The organism is Leuconostoc garlicum, assembly GCF_001998805.1.
GTDB lineage: Bacteria > Bacillota > Bacilli > Lactobacillales > Lactobacillaceae > Leuconostoc > Leuconostoc lactis.
In genome coordinates, this window is the sequence record NZ_CP016329.1 from 978,952 (window position 1) to 995,461 (window position 16,510).

18 protein-coding genes are annotated in these 16,510 nt (G+C 44.2%); 17 read left to right on the forward strand and 1 reads right to left on the reverse strand.

Features of this window, described 5'->3' with window-relative positions; translation table 11 throughout:
• The first annotated feature begins 110 nt into the window (after positions 1-110).
• A complete protein-coding gene (locus A9176_RS05040; protein WP_010001977.1) occupies positions 111-470 on the forward strand; it encodes an Asp23/Gls24 family envelope stress response protein in 360 nt (119 codons plus the stop codon).
• A gap of 7 nt (positions 471-477) precedes the next feature.
• Complete coding sequence (locus A9176_RS05045; RefSeq protein ID WP_077282369.1) at positions 478-2,178, forward strand: DAK2 domain-containing protein; 1,701 nt, start codon at positions 478-480, stop codon at positions 2,176-2,178.
• A 47-nt stretch (positions 2,179-2,225) separates the two neighbouring features.
• On the opposite strand, the gene A9176_RS05050 is transcribed toward A9176_RS05045, so the two are convergent.
• Positions 2,226-2,432 carry a DUF4044 domain-containing protein gene (locus tag A9176_RS05050; RefSeq protein WP_010001974.1) on the reverse strand — a complete coding sequence of 69 codons (207 nt, stop codon included), beginning with the start codon at positions 2,430-2,432 and terminating at the stop codon, positions 2,226-2,228.
• Positions 2,433-2,568: 136 nt separating this feature from the next.
• Between A9176_RS05050 and A9176_RS05055 the strand changes: the two genes are divergently transcribed.
• The 15 genes from A9176_RS05055 (at position 2,569) to A9176_RS05125 (ending at position 16,356) form a co-directional block, all read left to right on the forward strand.
• Positions 2,569-2,910 carry a hypothetical protein gene (locus A9176_RS05055; protein WP_010003522.1) on the forward strand — a complete coding sequence of 114 codons (342 nt, stop codon included), beginning with the start codon at positions 2,569-2,571 and terminating at the stop codon, positions 2,908-2,910.
• Between the two features lie 153 nt (positions 2,911-3,063).
• On the forward strand, positions 3,064-3,495 hold the full coding sequence (mraZ, locus tag A9176_RS05060) for a division/cell wall cluster transcriptional repressor MraZ (protein WP_010001972.1): 432 nt from the start codon (positions 3,064-3,066) through the stop codon (positions 3,493-3,495).
• 18 nt (positions 3,496-3,513) lie between these two features.
• Positions 3,514-4,455, forward strand: a complete 942-nt coding sequence (rsmH, locus tag A9176_RS05065) for a 16S rRNA (cytosine(1402)-N(4))-methyltransferase RsmH (RefSeq protein WP_077282371.1) — start codon at positions 3,514-3,516, stop codon at positions 4,453-4,455.
• 16 nt (positions 4,456-4,471) lie between these two features.
• Positions 4,472-4,828 carry a cell division protein FtsL gene (locus tag A9176_RS05070; RefSeq protein ID WP_010003518.1) on the forward strand — a complete coding sequence of 119 codons (357 nt, stop codon included), beginning with the start codon at positions 4,472-4,474 and terminating at the stop codon, positions 4,826-4,828.
• 2 nt (positions 4,829-4,830) lie between these two features.
• On the forward strand, positions 4,831-7,011 hold the full coding sequence (locus tag A9176_RS05075) for a penicillin-binding protein (RefSeq protein ID WP_077283244.1): 2,181 nt from the start codon (positions 4,831-4,833) through the stop codon (positions 7,009-7,011).
• 10 nt (positions 7,012-7,021) lie between these two features.
• On the forward strand, positions 7,022-7,984 hold the full coding sequence (gene mraY / locus A9176_RS05080; protein WP_019041048.1) for a phospho-N-acetylmuramoyl-pentapeptide-transferase: 963 nt from the start codon (positions 7,022-7,024) through the stop codon (positions 7,982-7,984).
• A 51-nt stretch (positions 7,985-8,035) separates the two neighbouring features.
• On the forward strand, positions 8,036-9,382 hold the full coding sequence (gene murD / locus A9176_RS05085; protein ID WP_077282373.1) for a UDP-N-acetylmuramoyl-L-alanine--D-glutamate ligase: 1,347 nt from the start codon (positions 8,036-8,038) through the stop codon (positions 9,380-9,382).
• A 1-nt stretch (position 9,383) separates the two neighbouring features.
• Positions 9,384-10,493 carry an undecaprenyldiphospho-muramoylpentapeptide beta-N-acetylglucosaminyltransferase gene (gene murG, locus A9176_RS05090; RefSeq protein WP_077282375.1) on the forward strand — a complete coding sequence of 370 codons (1,110 nt, stop codon included), beginning with the start codon at positions 9,384-9,386 and terminating at the stop codon, positions 10,491-10,493.
• Positions 10,494-10,518: 25 nt separating this feature from the next.
• Positions 10,519-11,256 (forward strand): cell division protein FtsQ/DivIB, encoded by a 738-nt coding sequence (locus A9176_RS05095; RefSeq protein ID WP_077283246.1) that lies wholly within the window; start codon positions 10,519-10,521, stop codon positions 11,254-11,256.
• 84 nt (positions 11,257-11,340) lie between these two features.
• Entirely contained in the window at positions 11,341-12,693 is a 1,353-nt protein-coding gene (gene ftsA, locus A9176_RS05100; protein ID WP_029509126.1) for a cell division protein FtsA, read from the forward strand.
• Between the two features lie 20 nt (positions 12,694-12,713).
• Positions 12,714-14,015, forward strand: coding sequence for a cell division protein FtsZ (gene ftsZ / locus A9176_RS05105; RefSeq protein WP_029509127.1), 1,302 nt, complete (start codon positions 12,714-12,716; stop codon positions 14,013-14,015).
• Between the two features lie 110 nt (positions 14,016-14,125).
• Positions 14,126-14,596, forward strand: a complete 471-nt coding sequence (locus A9176_RS05110) for a cell division protein SepF (RefSeq protein ID WP_029509128.1) — start codon at positions 14,126-14,128, stop codon at positions 14,594-14,596.
• Positions 14,597-14,599: 3 nt separating this feature from the next.
• Complete coding sequence (locus A9176_RS05115) at positions 14,600-14,863, forward strand: YggT family protein (protein ID WP_010001958.1); 264 nt, start codon at positions 14,600-14,602, stop codon at positions 14,861-14,863.
• A 1-nt stretch (position 14,864) separates the two neighbouring features.
• Positions 14,865-15,656, forward strand: coding sequence for an RNA-binding protein (locus tag A9176_RS05120; protein ID WP_077282378.1), 792 nt, complete (start codon positions 14,865-14,867; stop codon positions 15,654-15,656).
• A gap of 34 nt (positions 15,657-15,690) precedes the next feature.
• Positions 15,691-16,356 (forward strand): DivIVA domain-containing protein, encoded by a 666-nt coding sequence (locus A9176_RS05125; RefSeq protein ID WP_029509132.1) that lies wholly within the window; start codon positions 15,691-15,693, stop codon positions 16,354-16,356.
• The last annotated feature ends 154 nt before the right edge of the window (positions 16,357-16,510 follow it).

A 16,510-nucleotide genomic window follows, 5' to 3' on the forward strand; every position in this document is an offset into this window, starting at 1 on the left:
CGTTTCGCGTTGAGATATGTTAAAATAGTAGCAGTAAACCTTTAAGGAGGAAATGCGCGGTCAACGCGATGGCAATAGGCATTGTGGTTACTGGCCGTGTTCGATGAATTATGGCGATTAAAATTAAGGCTAAAAATGGTGACATCACAATTGAAAATGATGTCATTGCAACGATCGTGGGTGGCTCAGCGATTGAAAATCCAGGTGTTGTCGGCATGGCCTCAAAAGCCGCTTTTCGTGATGGGATGAACCAAATCTTGAATCGTGAAAATTACGCCAAAGGTGTTGTGGTGCATCAAGAAGACAACGGTGTGAGCGTTGATGTTTACTTGGTAGCACAATACGGCACAAAATTATCAGAAATTTCAAAATCAGTTCAAGGAAAAGTGAGATATAATCTTGACGCATTACTTGGCATTCACGTAACAGAAGTTAATGTGATTGTTCAAGGTGTACGCGTCACAGACTAGGAGTGTCATGACTAAGATAACGACCATTACCAATGTTGAATTTGGTAAGATGATTAACGCTGCAGCGGCGTCATTAGCTGCAAATGCGGATAAAATTAATAAATTAAATGTGTTCCCCGTACCCGATGGTGACACAGGCACAAACATGAGCCTGTCCATGGCGAGTGGTGCGCAATACGAACGTGACGCGCTTGATACCCATATTGGTGCTTTGGCAAAGGCCACATCAAAGGGGCTATTGATGGGCGCGCGCGGGAATTCTGGGGTCATTTTGTCACAAATTTTCCGTGGTTTTGCTAATGCGGTAGAAGACAAAGCGACGTTGTCAACGCGCGACATGGCCGATGCCTTGATGTCTGGGGCTAAAATTGCCTACAAGTCAGTGATGAAGCCGACTGAAGGGACGATTTTGACGGTAATTCGCGAAGCAGCTGCCAAAGCCAATCAAGTGGCTGAAGAAACCGATGATGTTGTGGTGCTCATGCAAGCTGTTGATGAAGCAGCTCAAGCAGCCCTTGATAGTACCCCTGAATTATTGCCAGTTTTGAAAGAAGTTGGCGTCGTTGATTCAGGTGGTCAAGGTTTGGTTTTTGTTTTACGTGCCTTTTATCAAGTGTTGAGTGGCAACTTTAACGAAGACGATTTGCAAGCCCCTGACAATGCAGCGTTGGATCAAATGGTGAAGGAATTGCACGCTGGCGCCCAAGCCAACAGTAATTTAGATCCTGATGATATTGAATATGGTTACTGTACTGAAGTGATGGTTCAAATCGGCAAAGGGACAACTTTTGACCGTGAATTTGATTACGAACCTTTCTATAATCATTTGGCCGAATTAGGTGATTCATTACTCGTGATTAATGATGATGAAATCGTTAAGGTGCACGTGCATACTGAAAATCCAGGCGAAGTGATTGGTTGGGGCACGCATTTTGGTTCTTTGGTGAAAGTTAAAGTTGATAACATGCGTGATCAACAACAAGCAGTGATTGACGCACAACGCGCTGAAGAAAACCAAGCGGCCAAGATGGTTGCTGCCAATGTACCAGTTTCAGATACGGCGGTTATTACGATTGCGGCTGGTGACGGTGTGGCCGAACTCTTTAAGAGCTTAGGCGTACACACAGTCATTTCTGGTGGTCAAACGATGAATCCATCGACAGCAGATATCGTGGCGGCAATTGAAGCCAGTGGCGCTAAGCAAGCAATTATCTTGCCAAACAATTCCAATATTTTCATGGCCGCTGAACAAGCAGTTGATTTAGTTGACATCCCAGCACAAGTTGTGAAGACACGGACGATTCAACAAGGCTTGACCGCAATGATGGGTTATAATCCAGACGCTGATTTGGCTACAAATGCTGATGAAATGGCTGCTGCGATGGCTGAAGTGAAGTCTGCACAAATTACGCAAGCCGTTCGTGACACTGTGCTTGACGGTGTTGAAATTCATGATGGTGATTGGTTGGGCATTCTTGATGGCGATATTGCCGTTGTGACCAAGAAAGTCTATGATGCAGCGCTGGAAGCTGTGAGTCAAATGTTAGATGACGACTCGGAAATTGTGACAATTATTTTCGGAGAAGATCTCAAGCAAAAGGATGCTGATAAGTTAGCAGCAGCTATCTTAGCGATTGATGACGATCTCGAAGTTGAAATTCATGACGGTCAACAACCACTATACCCATATTTGTTAGCAGTTGAATAACAGATGACATTAAAAAAAGCAGCGTGAGCTGCTTTTTTTAGTGGTGATTATAACCAACCTAGGGCGTTGATTGAGGCGTAAAAGACACCACCAATCATCAAAATAATCATTAACCACGCCATGACTAAAGTCATTTTTTCAATGCGCGTCCGCGATTTGCGTTCGATTTTTGGCATGCGGTGTTGGTTGAGCTTCGCGTCAATTTCAGCTTGTAATTTGGCGTTCGTTGGTCGCGGCGTTTGTTCGTCAGTCATAGTCTACCTCGTAAAGTTATTCCCATTTAGTTTAACATAATCTCTTCATGCGGTGCAATTCACAAACGACCGCGGCTTGCCTTTTTGGGGGAGTTTCGGTATTCTGGTTTAAGATGAGGAACATAGAGGTAGTGATATGCAATGGTGGTTTTGGTCGGTTGGCGCGGTGATAATCTTGGTTATCGCATTGACGGTTAATCGTAAATTTCATGTTGGCAAATTTCAGTTTAGCCTGTTAGATCTTGCAGTCATCCCGCTTTGGTTGTGCCTGCACTTTGCCATGGGTGAACGCTTTGGTGTGAGTTGGTGGGCCTGGATGCTGATGGGGTGGTGTGTCATTGGAATTGTGTTGTCCTGGTATTTGTTACGTAACCGCTGGTCACTTTGGTTATTTTGGCGACGATTTTGGGTCTGGAGTGGGCTATTTGCAGCATTTTTGTTAATGATTGTGACCATTTTTGGGTTTATCTCCCACTGACACCCACTTTGACAGAAAGTACGACTATCAAGGGATAGTCGTACTTTTTTGTGTCATAAATTTACTAAATTGTGACAAAATGGGAATAAGGTGGAGGGAAGTGGGTAAATGTGGTAAATTAATAGTATAGATTTTTTAATGGGGGTGGTCCTTATGTTCATGGGCGAATATTCACATACGCTCGATGCAAAAGGGCGACTCATAATACCGGCAAAATTTCGTCATCAGTTAGGCGACAAGTTTGTTGTCACCCGTTGGATGGAACACGCATTACGTGCCATGCCAATGCCTATCTGGGAAAAATTAGAAACACAATTAAATGAACTCCCTTTAGGGAAAAAAGAAGCGCGCCAATTTAAACGCTTTGTTTTGGCTGGTGCCATGGAAGCGGAAATTGATAAGCAAGGGCGTATTATTGTACCGGCCAATTTGCGAGAATATGCTGGTTTGGAAAAAGATGTCATCGTGACCGGCTCTGGTGATTCATTTGAAATCTGGCAAGCAGCACGTTGGCAAGCTTATACATCAGCGACGGCGGATAACTTTGATGAGATTGCAGAAGGACTAGTTGATTTTGACTTCTAGTTAAAAAGGAAGGTTTTAATGTCAGAATTTGAACATGTCACAGTACTCCTCCATGAGGCAGTTGCCTTACTTGATATTAAACCTGACGGTCTTTACGTGGATGCCACACTAGGTGGTGGTGGTCATACAGGTGAAATCCTAAAGCAGTTAACGACTGGGACGCTGTATAGCTTTGATCAAGATGACACCGCGATTCAATACAACACCAAACAGTATGCTGATGAGATTGCGGCCGGCAAGCTGGTCTTAATTCATCAAAATTTCCGAACGCTCAAGTCAGCGTTAGCAGAACGTGGTGTCACAGCCGTTGACGGCATTGTTTATGATCTTGGCGTGAGTTCTGTGCAATTTGATGATGGGCAACGGGGCTTTAGCTATAATTACGATGCTGAATTAGATATGCGGATGGATCAACGTCAAACATTAACGGCGAAAACAATTGTTAATGACTGGCCTTTCAATGATTTATTACGGATTCTCAGCCGTTACGGCGAAGATCGTTTCCCAAAGCAAATTGCACGTAAAATCGAGCAGCATCGGGAAAATGGACCAATCAATACAACGTTTGAATTAGTGGACATTATCAAAGAAGCGATTCCAGCACCAGCACGACGTAAGGGTGGTCATCCGGCCAAACGTACGTTCCAAGCATTACGTATTGCCGTCAATGATGAATTAGGTGCGTTGGAAGATTCTGTGACACAAGCGATTGATTTATTGGCCCCCGATGGCCGCATTAGCGTGATTACCTTCCAATCGTTAGAAGATCGTCTCGTTAAACAAATGTTTCGTGAAAAGACAACCGCGCCCGAATTACCTGCTGGCTTACCCGTTTTGCCAGGGCAATTTGAAGCCGATTACACATTGTTAACTCGCAAGCCAATACTACCTAGTCAAGATGAGATGGCCGACAATCACCGGTCAGAATCAGCCAAGTTACGTGGTATCGCACGACAATAAGATTTAGGAGCTGCATATGGCACAAAATGCATATCAATATACCACGACTGCGGAAGCTATACCGCTATCACAACCTAAAACACGGATTAAATACAAGCCTGCACGTTGGACAAGAAAAGAACGTATGATGGTGGCTTTTGTGTCTGCTGTGGTAATGATTTTGATGGTGGGCGTTGTCTTTTCAAGTATGCAAGCTAATGCGGCGCGTACGAACACGCAAGTCATGCAAACGCAAATTGATGAAACAAAACAGGCGAATGATGCGTTACGTAGTGACATTCAAAGTAAGACAAGCAAAAAGAACTTAGACGAGGTTGCTAAAAAGTATGATATGACATTATCAGATAGCAACGTTAGAAATGTTAACCAATAATGATGAAAAAAAACGTGAGACGTATACCGAATAGAAGAGTCACACAGAACGCCAAAATTTTTGGTGGTGTATTGTTGGGGGCAATGATACTTGTGACACTCGGACTCGGGATACGTCTTTTTATTATCGCAAGTGGTTCTGTGGATGGCCATAACCTCAACGATGCGACCAGGCAAGCCTTTATGGCGAAACAAATTGTGCCAGCCAACCGCGGTCGCATTTTTGATGCGTCGGGTAATGTCTTGGCTGAAAATACAACGGTTTATGATATGTATGCCGTGTTGGACAAAAAAGTATTACGCACAAAAGATCCAAAAACTGGCAAATACGTGGCCGGTTCAGGTCACGTTGAAGACAAGGCATTAACTGCTGAAAAGTTAAGCCAAGTCATTGACATGAGCAAATCAGAAATTTTGAAGCGTTTGGAAAAGAAAGCTTACCAAGTTGAATTTATCTCAACAAAAGGCCAAGCTAGTAAAAATTTGTCGATTGCCCAATATGAAAAAATTAAGGCAATGAATTTGCCAGGGATTAACTTCACGCCGCATGCGGCACGTAGTTATCCTGAAGATAGCACAGCCTCACATTTAATCGGCATGACGAAAAGCAATCAGGATACCCAAACGGGCCAAATGGTGCAGTCAGGTTTGATGGGTATTGAAGCCGCTGAAAATAGTACTTTAGCGGGTAAAAATGGCATTAAGCAGTATGATGGCCAAAAAGAAAACACCAAGGGCAGTCAAACCGTTCAAAATGGGAATGATGTGTATCTCACGTTAGATAATAATTTGCAAAACACATTAGAAACACGGATGGATGATCTGTTTGCCACAACGAAAGCTGAGTCAGCGGTTGGGGTGTTGATGGAAGCAAAAACGGGTCGGATTGTCGCAGCTACCCAACGGCCTAATTTTAACCCCAATGATAAAAACGATAGCCCAAAGCTTTGGACTAATCTATTAGACCAAGGCCCATTTGAACCTGGTTCAACGATGAAAGGCATCACACTGGCAGCCGCCATTGATACGGGCAAGTGGCAGCCAAATGACACTTATCAATCAGGGACATTGTTGATTGATGGGAAAAAAGTGGTCGATGCTTTTGGTCAAAATCAAGGGGTGCTAACGTATCGGGAGGGGTTCTGGCGTTCTTCAAACGTGGCCTTTGCCAAAGTTGAGCAGAAGTTAGGCGCAACGACTTGGCGCCAATATCTGGAAAAGTTCCGCTTTTTACAATCTACACATTCAGGGCTAAGTAATGAGTTAGCAGGTAATATTTCATTTGATTATCCCATTGACCAAGCCAACACGGCGTATGGTCAAGGGATTAGTGTGACACCGTTGCAAATGTTACAAGCCTATTCTGCTATCGCCAATGATGGTAAGGAAATCAAACCATACTTTGTGGATAAAGTGGTCAATCCAGCGACCGGTGCCGTTGTTGAACAAGGCAAAACGGTCGAAGTTGCGCGTCCCATCAAAGCTAGCACGGCGAAACAAGTCCGTAAGTACATGATTGATGTTGTCAATCAAAAAACAGGGACTGCCAAAGAATTTGACTTGCGCAAATATGGCTATCAAATTGCGGCTAAGACTGGAACGGCCCAGATTTCACAAGGTGGGCAATACCTGCAAGGGTTGAATAACGCGATTCATTCGGTGATGGTCTTAGCACCAGAAAAAAATCCGAAATATATTTTCTATTTGGCTGTTCAGCAACCAAAGGTTTTCCCAGATCCCACGATTCAAATCACGATGAACAAAGTTTTTCAGCCTTTGATGCTGCAAGCTTTAAATAGTAGTGATAGTGCGGTAAAATCAAAAACAACCAAACAAACGGTGCCTAATGTGGTGGGGCAATCTATTCAAGATGCGACCGACACAATGACACAAGCAGGCTTTAGAACGGCGGTGGTTGGGTCAATTGGTAACGTTACGGCACAGTCGTTGTTACCAGAGCAAAAGTCACTGACCAATCAGCTTGTCATTCTGAAGGCCAAAGGCAATACTCATTTACCTGATATGACAGGTTGGAGTTTGACTGATGCGCAAGCATTTGCTGATGCAGCAGGCTTTAAACTCAGTTGGACGGGTTCTGGTTATGTCACGAGTCAAAGTATTGCCAAAGACCAATTGGTTGTCAATACCAGTCAAGTGGCCATCACATTAAAAGAGAAACAGTAGGAGAGAGCAAATGTCAGATAATTTATGGGCTTTAGCCCGAGCGTTTATTGTCACGGTAATTTTCATGCCGATGGTAATTAAGTTCTTAAAACAATCTAAGGAACAGGCCGTGATTCGGCGTTTAGGGCCGGATCATCAAGCCAAAGCCGGTACCCCAAGTATGGGTGGCGCATTGTTTGTCGCGGCTGCCGCGTTGAGTGCCTTGATTGGGGCAGGTGCCACAGCAGGGTTTGCCGGTTTGGCAGCCATGTCATTACCGGTCATGGCTTTACTCGCCTATGCGGTGATTGGTGGGATTGACGATGCCTTGAAAATGGTGCGACGTGCTGATGAAGGCTTTGCTTTTAAGCCAAAGTTAGCGGCGCAAACTATTAGTGCCGTTGTGATTATGATCATGATGTGGGCGATGGGCGTGCCATTTACGTTGTATGTACCGCTCCTTGGTACGCTGCACTTGGGTATCTTTTACTTTATCTTTTTGTGGTTCTGGCTGGTGGGTTGGTCAAACGCCACAAATTTGACGGACGGCCTGGATGGGTTGCTTGCCGGAACGAGTATCGTCGTTTATGCGGCCTATGCGGTCATTGCCAATAACATGCATCAGCAAACGATTGTCATCTTTAACTTTGCGGTTATCGGTGCGCTCCTTGGTTTCTTAATTTTCAATAAGCCAAAGGCGAAAATTTTTATGGGCGATACTGGTTCGCTGGCATTAGGAGCTGGATTAGCCATGGAATCAATTTTATTGGGGATTCCATTCTCATTGGTTTGGTTCGGTTTGATCTTTGTGATTGAGACATTATCCGTCATTATTCAGACGGTCGGGTACCATTACTGGCATAAGCGGATTTTCCCCATGGCCCCAATTCATCATTCATTTGAAAAGTTTGGTTGGAGTGAATGGCAAATCGACACCCTATTTTGGATTGTGTCAGCGATCTTAGCAGTTGCGGGCATCTTTTATATGAATTAATGCAGGTAGGCAATTTAGCCTACGTACATAAAAAATAAGGAGCAGGAGAATATGAAGGCACAAGCATTCAACAATAAAAAAGTGATGGTATTTGGTTGGGCGCGCTCTGGTAAAGCAGCAGCCCAACGTCTTGTGGCGCTGGGTGCTCAAGTGACGGTTGTCAATGGTGGTGATTTTGCACCGGACGACACCTTTAACCAGTTACAAGCCGCTGGTGTGACTTTCATTAATCATGATGAGGCGACACCTCTGGACGCGTCATTTGATTACTTGATCAAAAATCCTGGTATTCCTTATGACACAGCTTTGGTACAACGTGCCATGGCTCTTGATATTCCTGTACTAACCGAGGTAGCAGTCGCATTAAGTTCGTTTGAAGGCCGTCTGATTGCTGTTACTGGTTCAAATGGGAAGACCACTACCACGTCACTTATTCGTGACATGTTATTAGCAGATGGTCAACGGGTAACGACGGCCGGCAACATTGGGACACCAGTGAGTGAAGTGGTACCTGCATTAACTGCTGATGATACCTTGCTATTAGAATTATCAAGTTTTCAATTAATGGGTGTTCCGGATATCCAACCAGATATTGCCTTAATCACCAATATTTTTGCTAATCATTTGGATTATCATGGTACACGTGAACAGTATGTCGCAGCAAAGTTTCAATTGACACAAAATCAAACGGCGGCGCAAACGTTGGTGCTGAATGCTGATGGCCCAGACACAGCGCAGTTTACCGCAGATACAGCGGCGCAAGTGGTACCCTTTTCACGGACACAATCGGGTCACCGTGTGGCAGCGACAGCGGGCAATTTAGTGATTGATGATCAAGTTGTGATGCCGCTGACTGCCATTAAACTGGTTGGGCCACATAATCTTGAAAATATCTTAGCGGCCGTCACAGTAGCCAAACTTGCAGGTGTAGAAAATGAGGCAATTCGCCAAGTGCTTGCGTCATTTGGCGGTGTGGCGCATCGATTAGAATATTTGTTTACCGACCAAGCAGTAATGTATTACAATGATTCCAAAGCGACAGATATTGAGGCGACGCAAACGGCGTTGGATAGTTTTGACCAACCCACAATTTGGTTGGCTGGCGGTCTAGATCGAGGTGATGACTTAACACGTTTGTTGCCAAATATGACCCATGTTAAAACTGTGGTGGCCTTTGGTGAAACGCAACAAAAGGTTGTTGCTGTTGCCCAAGCGGCTGGTCTACCCGTTCAAACGGTTGATGATGTCGCTGCTGCGGCCAGACTTGCTGTCACCTTGGCGCAAGCCGGCGATGTGGTCTTATTATCACCGGCCGCAGCAAGCTGGGATCAGTATGATAACTTTGAAGTCCGCGGTGAGGCATTTGTAAGTGAATTAAAGAAAGTTTTGGGGCGATAATATGCGTGTAATTTTATCAGGTGGTGGCACAGGTGGCCACATTTATCCAGCTTTAGCATTAGCAGAAGTGATTAAGCAACATGATCCGGATGCAGAATTTTTATATGTTGGGTCAGAGCGGGGGGTCGAAGCCAATATTGTCCCACCAACTGGCATGGCGTTTAAGCAATTGGCCGTTCAAGGATTCAGGCGCTCATTATCACTGGACAATATTCAAACTGTGCGGCTATTCTTGAAAGCAGTGAAGCAGTCAAAAAAGATTATTAAAGAGTTCAAACCAGATGTTGTGGTTGGCACAGGTGGTTACGTGGCGGGGGCTGTTGTTTATGCGGCCCAACGGATGCATATTCCAACTGTGATTCATGAACAAAATTCAGTCGCTGGCGTGACCAATAAATTTTTGGCACGTGGGGCAACCAAGATTGGGGTTGCCTTTAGTGTCGCAAAAGACCAATTCCCTACAGATAAAGTGACTTTAGTCGGTAATCCACGTGCGCAACAAGTTGCACAGTTGAAGTCAACTTTTTCTTGGCAAACTTTGGGCTTGCGAGATGATAAGCCAACATTGTTGATTTTTGGTGGCTCACAAGGTGCCCCAGCCATTAACTTAGCGGTTATCGAAGCGATGAATGATTTGAATACGCGGCCTTATCAAATTGTGATTGTTACTGGGCCCAAGCGCTATGATAACGTCATTAACTTATTGCAAGCGCAAGGTATCTCAGCAGCTGATAATATTCGCATTGTGCCATATATTGATAACATGCCAGAGGTTTTGGCACAAACCACAGCGATTGTGTCACGCGCAGGGGCAACATCAATTGCTGAAATTACAGCGTTGGGCATTCCTTCTATTTTGGTCCCAAGCTTACACGTCACAGGCGACCATCAAACTAAGAATGCCAAAAGCTTAGTCGATGCTGGTGCAGCACTAATTATTCCTGAACCAGAACTCAATGGTCAGACACTTATTGCCGCAGCAGATCAATTATTATTAGACACGACCACGAGCGATAAGATGGCCGCACAAGCCACAAAGGTTGGCATGCCAGATGCTGGCGATCGCTTGTATCAGCTGCTTTTGTCAGCAATTTCAGAAAAGAAAGATTGATATTTTGACTGATGCAACAAACAACATGCGATTAAAAAAAACGATACCGCGTCAATTTTGGTTAAACTTGGTAATCTTTGTGTTGGTCATCATCAGTTTGATTGTGTTGCTACAGCCATGGCGAGTTGTTCAGACTGTCACCGTACAATCAGCGACAATTCCAGCAACGGCAATTGAAGCAGATGCCAATATTAAGAAAAACACACCGCTTTGGCGTGTGACTGGGCAAACCAATTTTATTGTGCAACGTATTTTGCAAAAGAATCCAGCTGTTGATGCAGCGCAAGTCACGGTTAACGGCCAGCATGTGACCATTAAAGTAATTGAAAAAGTTACGGCTGGTTATGTATATCAAAATGGGCAGTGGCTGGTGATGGATCGTAATGGGCGGCAACAAAAAGTTGCTGCACCAAAAGGGGATGCACCAGTTTATGCAGGGTTTAAATCGCAATCAGAATTACAACAAGTTGTCCAAGGCTTTGTTGGACTGGAGTTGACCTTACGTCAAAATATCAGTCAAATTACGCTGTCACCTAATAAAGACAATGCGCATCGCTTGGTAATTATTATGGATGATGGCAATACAGTGTATGCGACCAGCAAAACGTTTGGTCAAAAGATTAGTTATTATCCTGGTATCGCAGCCCAAATGCCTGAAAAAGGGATTGTTGATTTGCAGTTTGGGGCCTACTCACATGCGTATGGGGTGACCCAAGATAAACCGCAAAAAAACGCGGCTGAGAAAACGACACAAACGCCATAATCGGTGGCGTAAGATACCTATTTTATGCTATTATTATTATTAGGTATATTTTATAAAAAATAATTTTGTAAAGGGGCACAACGCATGAATAACGCAGGCGTGACGGTTGGTTTAGATATTGGTACCACATCAATTAAAGTTGTGATTGCACAGACAACTGGCAACCAGTTTAATGTGATTGGTGCGGGTACTGCACCATCACGTGGTTTACGTAAAGGCGTAATCGTTGATATTGATGCGACGGCCAGTGCAATTCGCGAAGCCATAGATCAAGCGCAAGAAAAAGCAAATATTCAAATTAATGAGGTTGTCGCGGGTATCCCAGCTAACCAAATCGAAATGATTCATGTGGATGGTTTAGTATCCATTGCCAATCAAAATAAACGCATTACCTATGACGATGTACAACATGTGACACAACAAGCTTTGTCAAATAACTTACCAGCTGATCGTGACGTCATCGATGTGATTGTTGATGAATTTAGCGTGGATGGTTTTGATGGCATCAAAGACCCACATGAAATGATTGGTGTGCGGCTTGAGATGCGCGGCACAGCCTATATTGGACCAAGTAAAATTTTAGATAATACAAGAATTGCCATTCAAAAAGCCGGCGTTTCATTGCGTGAATTCGTGTTAGCCCCGTTGGCAATTGGGACCAGTATTTTAAATGACGGTGAACAAGACTTTGGCACAGTATTAATCGATTTGGGTGGTGGTCAGACAACAACGTCTATCATTCATGATCGGAAACTTAAGTTTAATACAGTTGATTTGGAAGGTGGCGACAACGTCACCAAGGATATTTCGACTGTTTTGGGCACATCATATGCAAATGCTGAACGTATTAAGCGCGATTATGGGTTTGCTGACCCAACTCAAACGCGTGATGACCAAACATTCTTGATCGATGTGGTTGGTGAAAGTCAACCACAAACAATCTCTGAAAAGTATTTGTCAGAAATTATTGCAGCCCGTTTAGAACAAATTTTCACACGTGCCTTTGAACCATTACAGGCCGTTAACGGACTGAATATGCCAGGTGGTTTTGTCTTAACCGGTGGTAATGCCGCACTCCCTCGAATGGTTGACTTTGCGAAAACCATTCTTGGTGAGAATGTTCGCTTGTTTGTACCTGATCAAATCGGTTTGCGCCATCCTTCATACACGCGTGCCATGGCTTATGCCATGTTTGCTTCGCGTGAAAGTATGACGCAACAGGTCATCAAGCAAGTGATTATGGCCCAACACGACAACACAGCCTACGTGCAATCTGATGCGACAATTTCAATGACGCCACAGACAAACGTTGAGACAACCGATGCAAACGCCAAGCCATTTGACCATTACCAATATGGTCGTGAAGATGTGCAACCTAAAAAAGGGTTCTTTGGTCGTTTGACGCAATCAATCAAAAATTTATTTAGCGAAGATTAACATAGTTAAGGAGACAACTCATGGATTTTTCAATTGATGACGCCCAAGAAGCTGGCGCAATCATTAAAGTTATCGGTGTTGGTGGCGGTGGATCAAATGCTGTTAACCATATGATCGAAGAAGGTGTCAATGGCGTTGAATTTATCGTGGCTAACACGGATGTGCAAGCCTTAGATAAGTCAAAGGCTGACATTAAAATTCAAATTGGCCCAAAATTGACAGGTGGTTTGGGTGCTGGTTCAAATCCCGAACGTGGGACAAAAGCGGCCGAAGAATCAGCTGAAGACATTGCCTCAGCCCTTGCTGGTGCCGACATGGTCGTGATTACAGCCGGCATGGGTGGTGGTACTGGTAACGGTGCTGCCCCTGTTGTGGCTCGTATTGCCAAGGAACAAGGCGCTTTGACAGTGGCCGTGGTAACGCGACCATTTAAGTGGGAAGGCCCAAAGCGTGGTCGTTTTGCTGCGGAAGGTTTGCAAGCCTTGTCAGAATCAGTTGATTCATTGATTGTGATTACCAACGAACGTTTGAAGGATCGTATCGATTTGCGCACGCCTTTGTCAGAAGCCTTTAAGGTAGTCGATGAAGTGGTTGCTCAAGGTGTTCGTGGTATTTCTGAATTGATTACTAACCCAGGCTTTATCAACTTGGACTTTGCTGATGTGAAGACTGTGATGCAAGATGCCGGTCCTGCCTTGATGGGTGTCGGTCAAGCAAGTGGTGAAACACGTGCCGCGGATGCGACAAAGCAAGCCATCTCATCACCACTGCTTGAAGTGGATATGTCAGGTGCCGAAGATGTCTTGTTGAACATTACTGGTGGCTTGGATATGTCATTGTTTGAAGCACAAACAGCTTCAGAAGTGATTGCCCAAGAAGCTGGTCGTGAAGTCAACGTTATCTTCGGAACGTCAATTGACGAAAACCTTGGCGATTCAATTCGCGTGACGGTGATTGCGACTGGTTTGCAAAAAAGCGCCAGCGAAGCAGCGCCAAAGCAACCAACGCAAAAGGCAAAGCCAGCTAACCTATTTGGCACACCGTCTACTGACGCAGCACAAGCTGCAGCAACAAATTCTGTATTTGAAAAGCCGGTGGCAGATAATGTGCAAGCGCACCCAACGCCAACACAAAATGATCCATTCGCTGACTGGAATATGAGTGGGGCGTCAAAGGATGCCTTTGCTGAAGACGAACGATTTGATGGCGTTCAAAAGCAAACATTTGATGTCTTTAACACGCCAACGTCAAATCAAGCACCAGTCGACTTTTCAAATACTGAAGATGAAGACGAACAACCACCATTCTTTAAGAAACGTTAATAAAGGCGTGTTCGTTGGCAAGACAACGATTATGTGATAACTATTGCGATGTGATAGCGCAATGATGTTGACCATAATAGAGCACCAACAAACGCGGTTAAGGAGAAACCATGGCATTAGGCGAGACACTAAAACGGCTCTTCAGTAATGAAGAAGACGATGTATATGAAGAAGGATATGGCACGGGTTATCAAGAAAAGCCCCAACAAGCCTACCAACAGCCTGTACAAGCAAACTCACAACAAAACACTTACTTTCAACGTCAAGGCCCACAAGCTGCACAACCAATGACGACAGATCCAAACAATGCCAATAGCAAAATTGCTTTGTTTGAACCAAAAGTTTATTCTGATTCACGGGCCATTGCCTCTCAAATTTTGGGTGGCGAAGCCGTCATTGTTAATTTCACACAAATTGACGAAGCGCAAGCGAAGCGCATCCTGGATTTCTTGGGTGGCGCAGTTTACGCCGTTAATGGTGAAATTGAACGTATTGGACAATCCATCTTTTTAGTAACCCCTGATACATTTGAAATTTCAGGGACATTAACTGATAATTTGGAACCCAACACGCGGTACTAAGCTATGCTTGAAATTTTAAGTTGGGTTATTCGAATTGCACGTTACTACGAGTATGCAATTATTATTTACATCTTGATGACATGGCTGCCAGGTGCGCAACAATCTCGTGTTGGCCAGTGGCTTGCACGAATCGTTGTACCGTATTTGAACTTATTCCGTTTCATTCCGCCAATCGCTGGTGTGCTAGATTTGTCACCAATTATCGCTATTTTGGCTTTGAATTTTGCCGTCAGTGGCTTAACACATCTTGTGTTATTGTTCGTCTAATATGGCAGAAGCAACAACAGCTATTACGCAGCATTTCCGACCAGAAGAAGCACCGTTTATTCAACTTGCGAGTGATTGGATTCGGCAAAGTGAAGATGAATATCGTACAATTCTCACACCATTTTTAAACCCAAGAGAACAGTACATTCTGACAACGCTGGTTAACCGAGCTGATGATTTAACCAGCCATTTTGATGGTGGTGTGTCGGGCGCTGAAAGTCAACGGGCAATCATTGCGCCAGCAGTTTATGAGATTGATCAGACAGCGTTTGAATTAGCGGTATTGGAAATCAATTATCCAACAAAGTTTACTGAATTACATCACGCAGCCATTTTGGGGGCGTTGATGCATGCCGGCATTAAACGAGCAGTCGTGGGTGATATTCTTGGACAGGACCAACGGTGGCAAATCATTGTCGACAGTAAAATGCTGACCTATATTCAGCAAACTGTGACGATGATTGGTCGGGTGAAAATCACTTGGACAGTGTTACCGTTGACACAGGCGATCACAGCGCAGGATGATTGGGAAGAAACCTTTACGTTACTGCCATCGTTACGGTTAGATGCGGTTATTGCAGCAACATTTGATATCCCAAGAAGCGTAGCGAAAACGTTGATCACACAACAACAAGTGCGTTTGAATTGGGTGACACAGGCTAAACCTGATCACACTGTTGAAGTTGGTGACCTGATTTCCGTTCGCAAGTACGGTCGGGTAAAGCTGGCTATCCTGGATGGCTACAGTAAAAAAGATAAAATTAAAGCACTTTTTCATATTATTCATCGATAACATGGCAAAGCGTTTTGTTTAAAAGGAGACGATGATGGGATTAACACCAGATGAAATTTTAAATCATGAATTTACTAAAAAGGGCTCACGTGCGTATGTTGCCTCTGAAGTTGATGCCTTTTTGGATCAAATCAACAGTGATTACGAAGCACTCATTGCAGATCGTGACCGCTTAGTGCATGAAAATGCACAACTACAAGTTCGCGTGGATGAATTAGAAGCTAAGCGCGAACAAGTTAACCAATCAATTTTTGTTGCCCAAGAGGCCGCTGATCGCTTAAAGCAAGATGCTGATGCTGAAGTTAAAAAGCAATTGATGCATGCACAAGAATCTGCGACAAAGATTATTAGCGATGCACGGACAAAGGCTGCAGCAGAAGCGACATATCTTGCAGAAGAAAATGCTGCCTTGGTCGCTGAACAAAACCTATTGCGTGCCGAAGTGGAAAGTTTCAAAGATTCCTTCTTGAAATTATTGGCACAACAGCGTACACTATTAGAAAATGGTGATTTAGCGGAAGCTGTTCATCGTTTACCAATGGGTGAAGCGACAGCTCACCGCGTTGGGCAAGTGACTGTTGAAGCAGCATCAGTTGATGATGTTGTTGAAGAAGAAGTGATTGCGGAAGCAGTAGTCGCTGAATCTGAACAAGGGCCAGTTGTCGTGTTTCCCGAAGCGGAAACGCCAGATCATAATTAATAAAAAGCGTAACACAGAAAGATTGGTTAACATACGTCAAGCGAGTCATGGTGGTTGGAGATGACCGTCCCTGTAACCTTTCAGATCAGTTATTGAGTTTGTTGGACTGAACAAATAGTAAGTTCAAACGGTGCAGATCGTTAACACTGACTTG

Bases quoted from the DNA above. Each gene is read 5' to 3' on its own strand.
- mraY (WP_019041048.1), top strand. From the start codon at position 7,022: ATGTCAGATAATTTATGGGCTTTAGCCCGAGCGTTTATTGTCACGGTA.
- A9176_RS05050 (WP_010001974.1), bottom strand. From the start codon at position 2,432: ATGACTGACGAACAAACGCCGCGACCAACGAACGCCAAATTACAAGCT.
- A9176_RS05070 (WP_010003518.1), top strand. From the start codon at position 4,472: ATGGCACAAAATGCATATCAATATACCACGACTGCGGAAGCTATACCG.
- A9176_RS05040 (WP_010001977.1), top strand. From the start codon at position 111: ATGGCGATTAAAATTAAGGCTAAAAATGGTGACATCACAATTGAAAAT.
- murG (WP_077282375.1), top strand. From the start codon at position 9,384: ATGCGTGTAATTTTATCAGGTGGTGGCACAGGTGGCCACATTTATCCA.
- A9176_RS05115 (WP_010001958.1), top strand. From the start codon at position 14,600: ATGCTTGAAATTTTAAGTTGGGTTATTCGAATTGCACGTTACTACGAG.
- A9176_RS05125 (WP_029509132.1), top strand. From the start codon at position 15,691: ATGGGATTAACACCAGATGAAATTTTAAATCATGAATTTACTAAAAAG.
- A9176_RS05095 (WP_077283246.1), top strand. From the start codon at position 10,519: ATGCGATTAAAAAAAACGATACCGCGTCAATTTTGGTTAAACTTGGTA.
- A9176_RS05055 (WP_010003522.1), top strand. From the start codon at position 2,569: ATGCAATGGTGGTTTTGGTCGGTTGGCGCGGTGATAATCTTGGTTATC.
- A9176_RS05120 (WP_077282378.1), top strand. From the start codon at position 14,865: ATGGCAGAAGCAACAACAGCTATTACGCAGCATTTCCGACCAGAAGAA.
- mraZ (WP_010001972.1), top strand. From the start codon at position 3,064: ATGTTCATGGGCGAATATTCACATACGCTCGATGCAAAAGGGCGACTC.
- murD (WP_077282373.1), top strand. From the start codon at position 8,036: ATGAAGGCACAAGCATTCAACAATAAAAAAGTGATGGTATTTGGTTGG.
- A9176_RS05045 (WP_077282369.1), top strand. From the start codon at position 478: ATGACTAAGATAACGACCATTACCAATGTTGAATTTGGTAAGATGATT.
- ftsZ (WP_029509127.1), top strand. From the start codon at position 12,714: ATGGATTTTTCAATTGATGACGCCCAAGAAGCTGGCGCAATCATTAAA.
- ftsA (WP_029509126.1), top strand. From the start codon at position 11,341: ATGAATAACGCAGGCGTGACGGTTGGTTTAGATATTGGTACCACATCA.
- A9176_RS05110 (WP_029509128.1), top strand. From the start codon at position 14,126: ATGGCATTAGGCGAGACACTAAAACGGCTCTTCAGTAATGAAGAAGAC.
- rsmH (WP_077282371.1), top strand. From the start codon at position 3,514: ATGTCAGAATTTGAACATGTCACAGTACTCCTCCATGAGGCAGTTGCC.
- A9176_RS05075 (WP_077283244.1), top strand. From the start codon at position 4,831: ATGAAAAAAAACGTGAGACGTATACCGAATAGAAGAGTCACACAGAAC.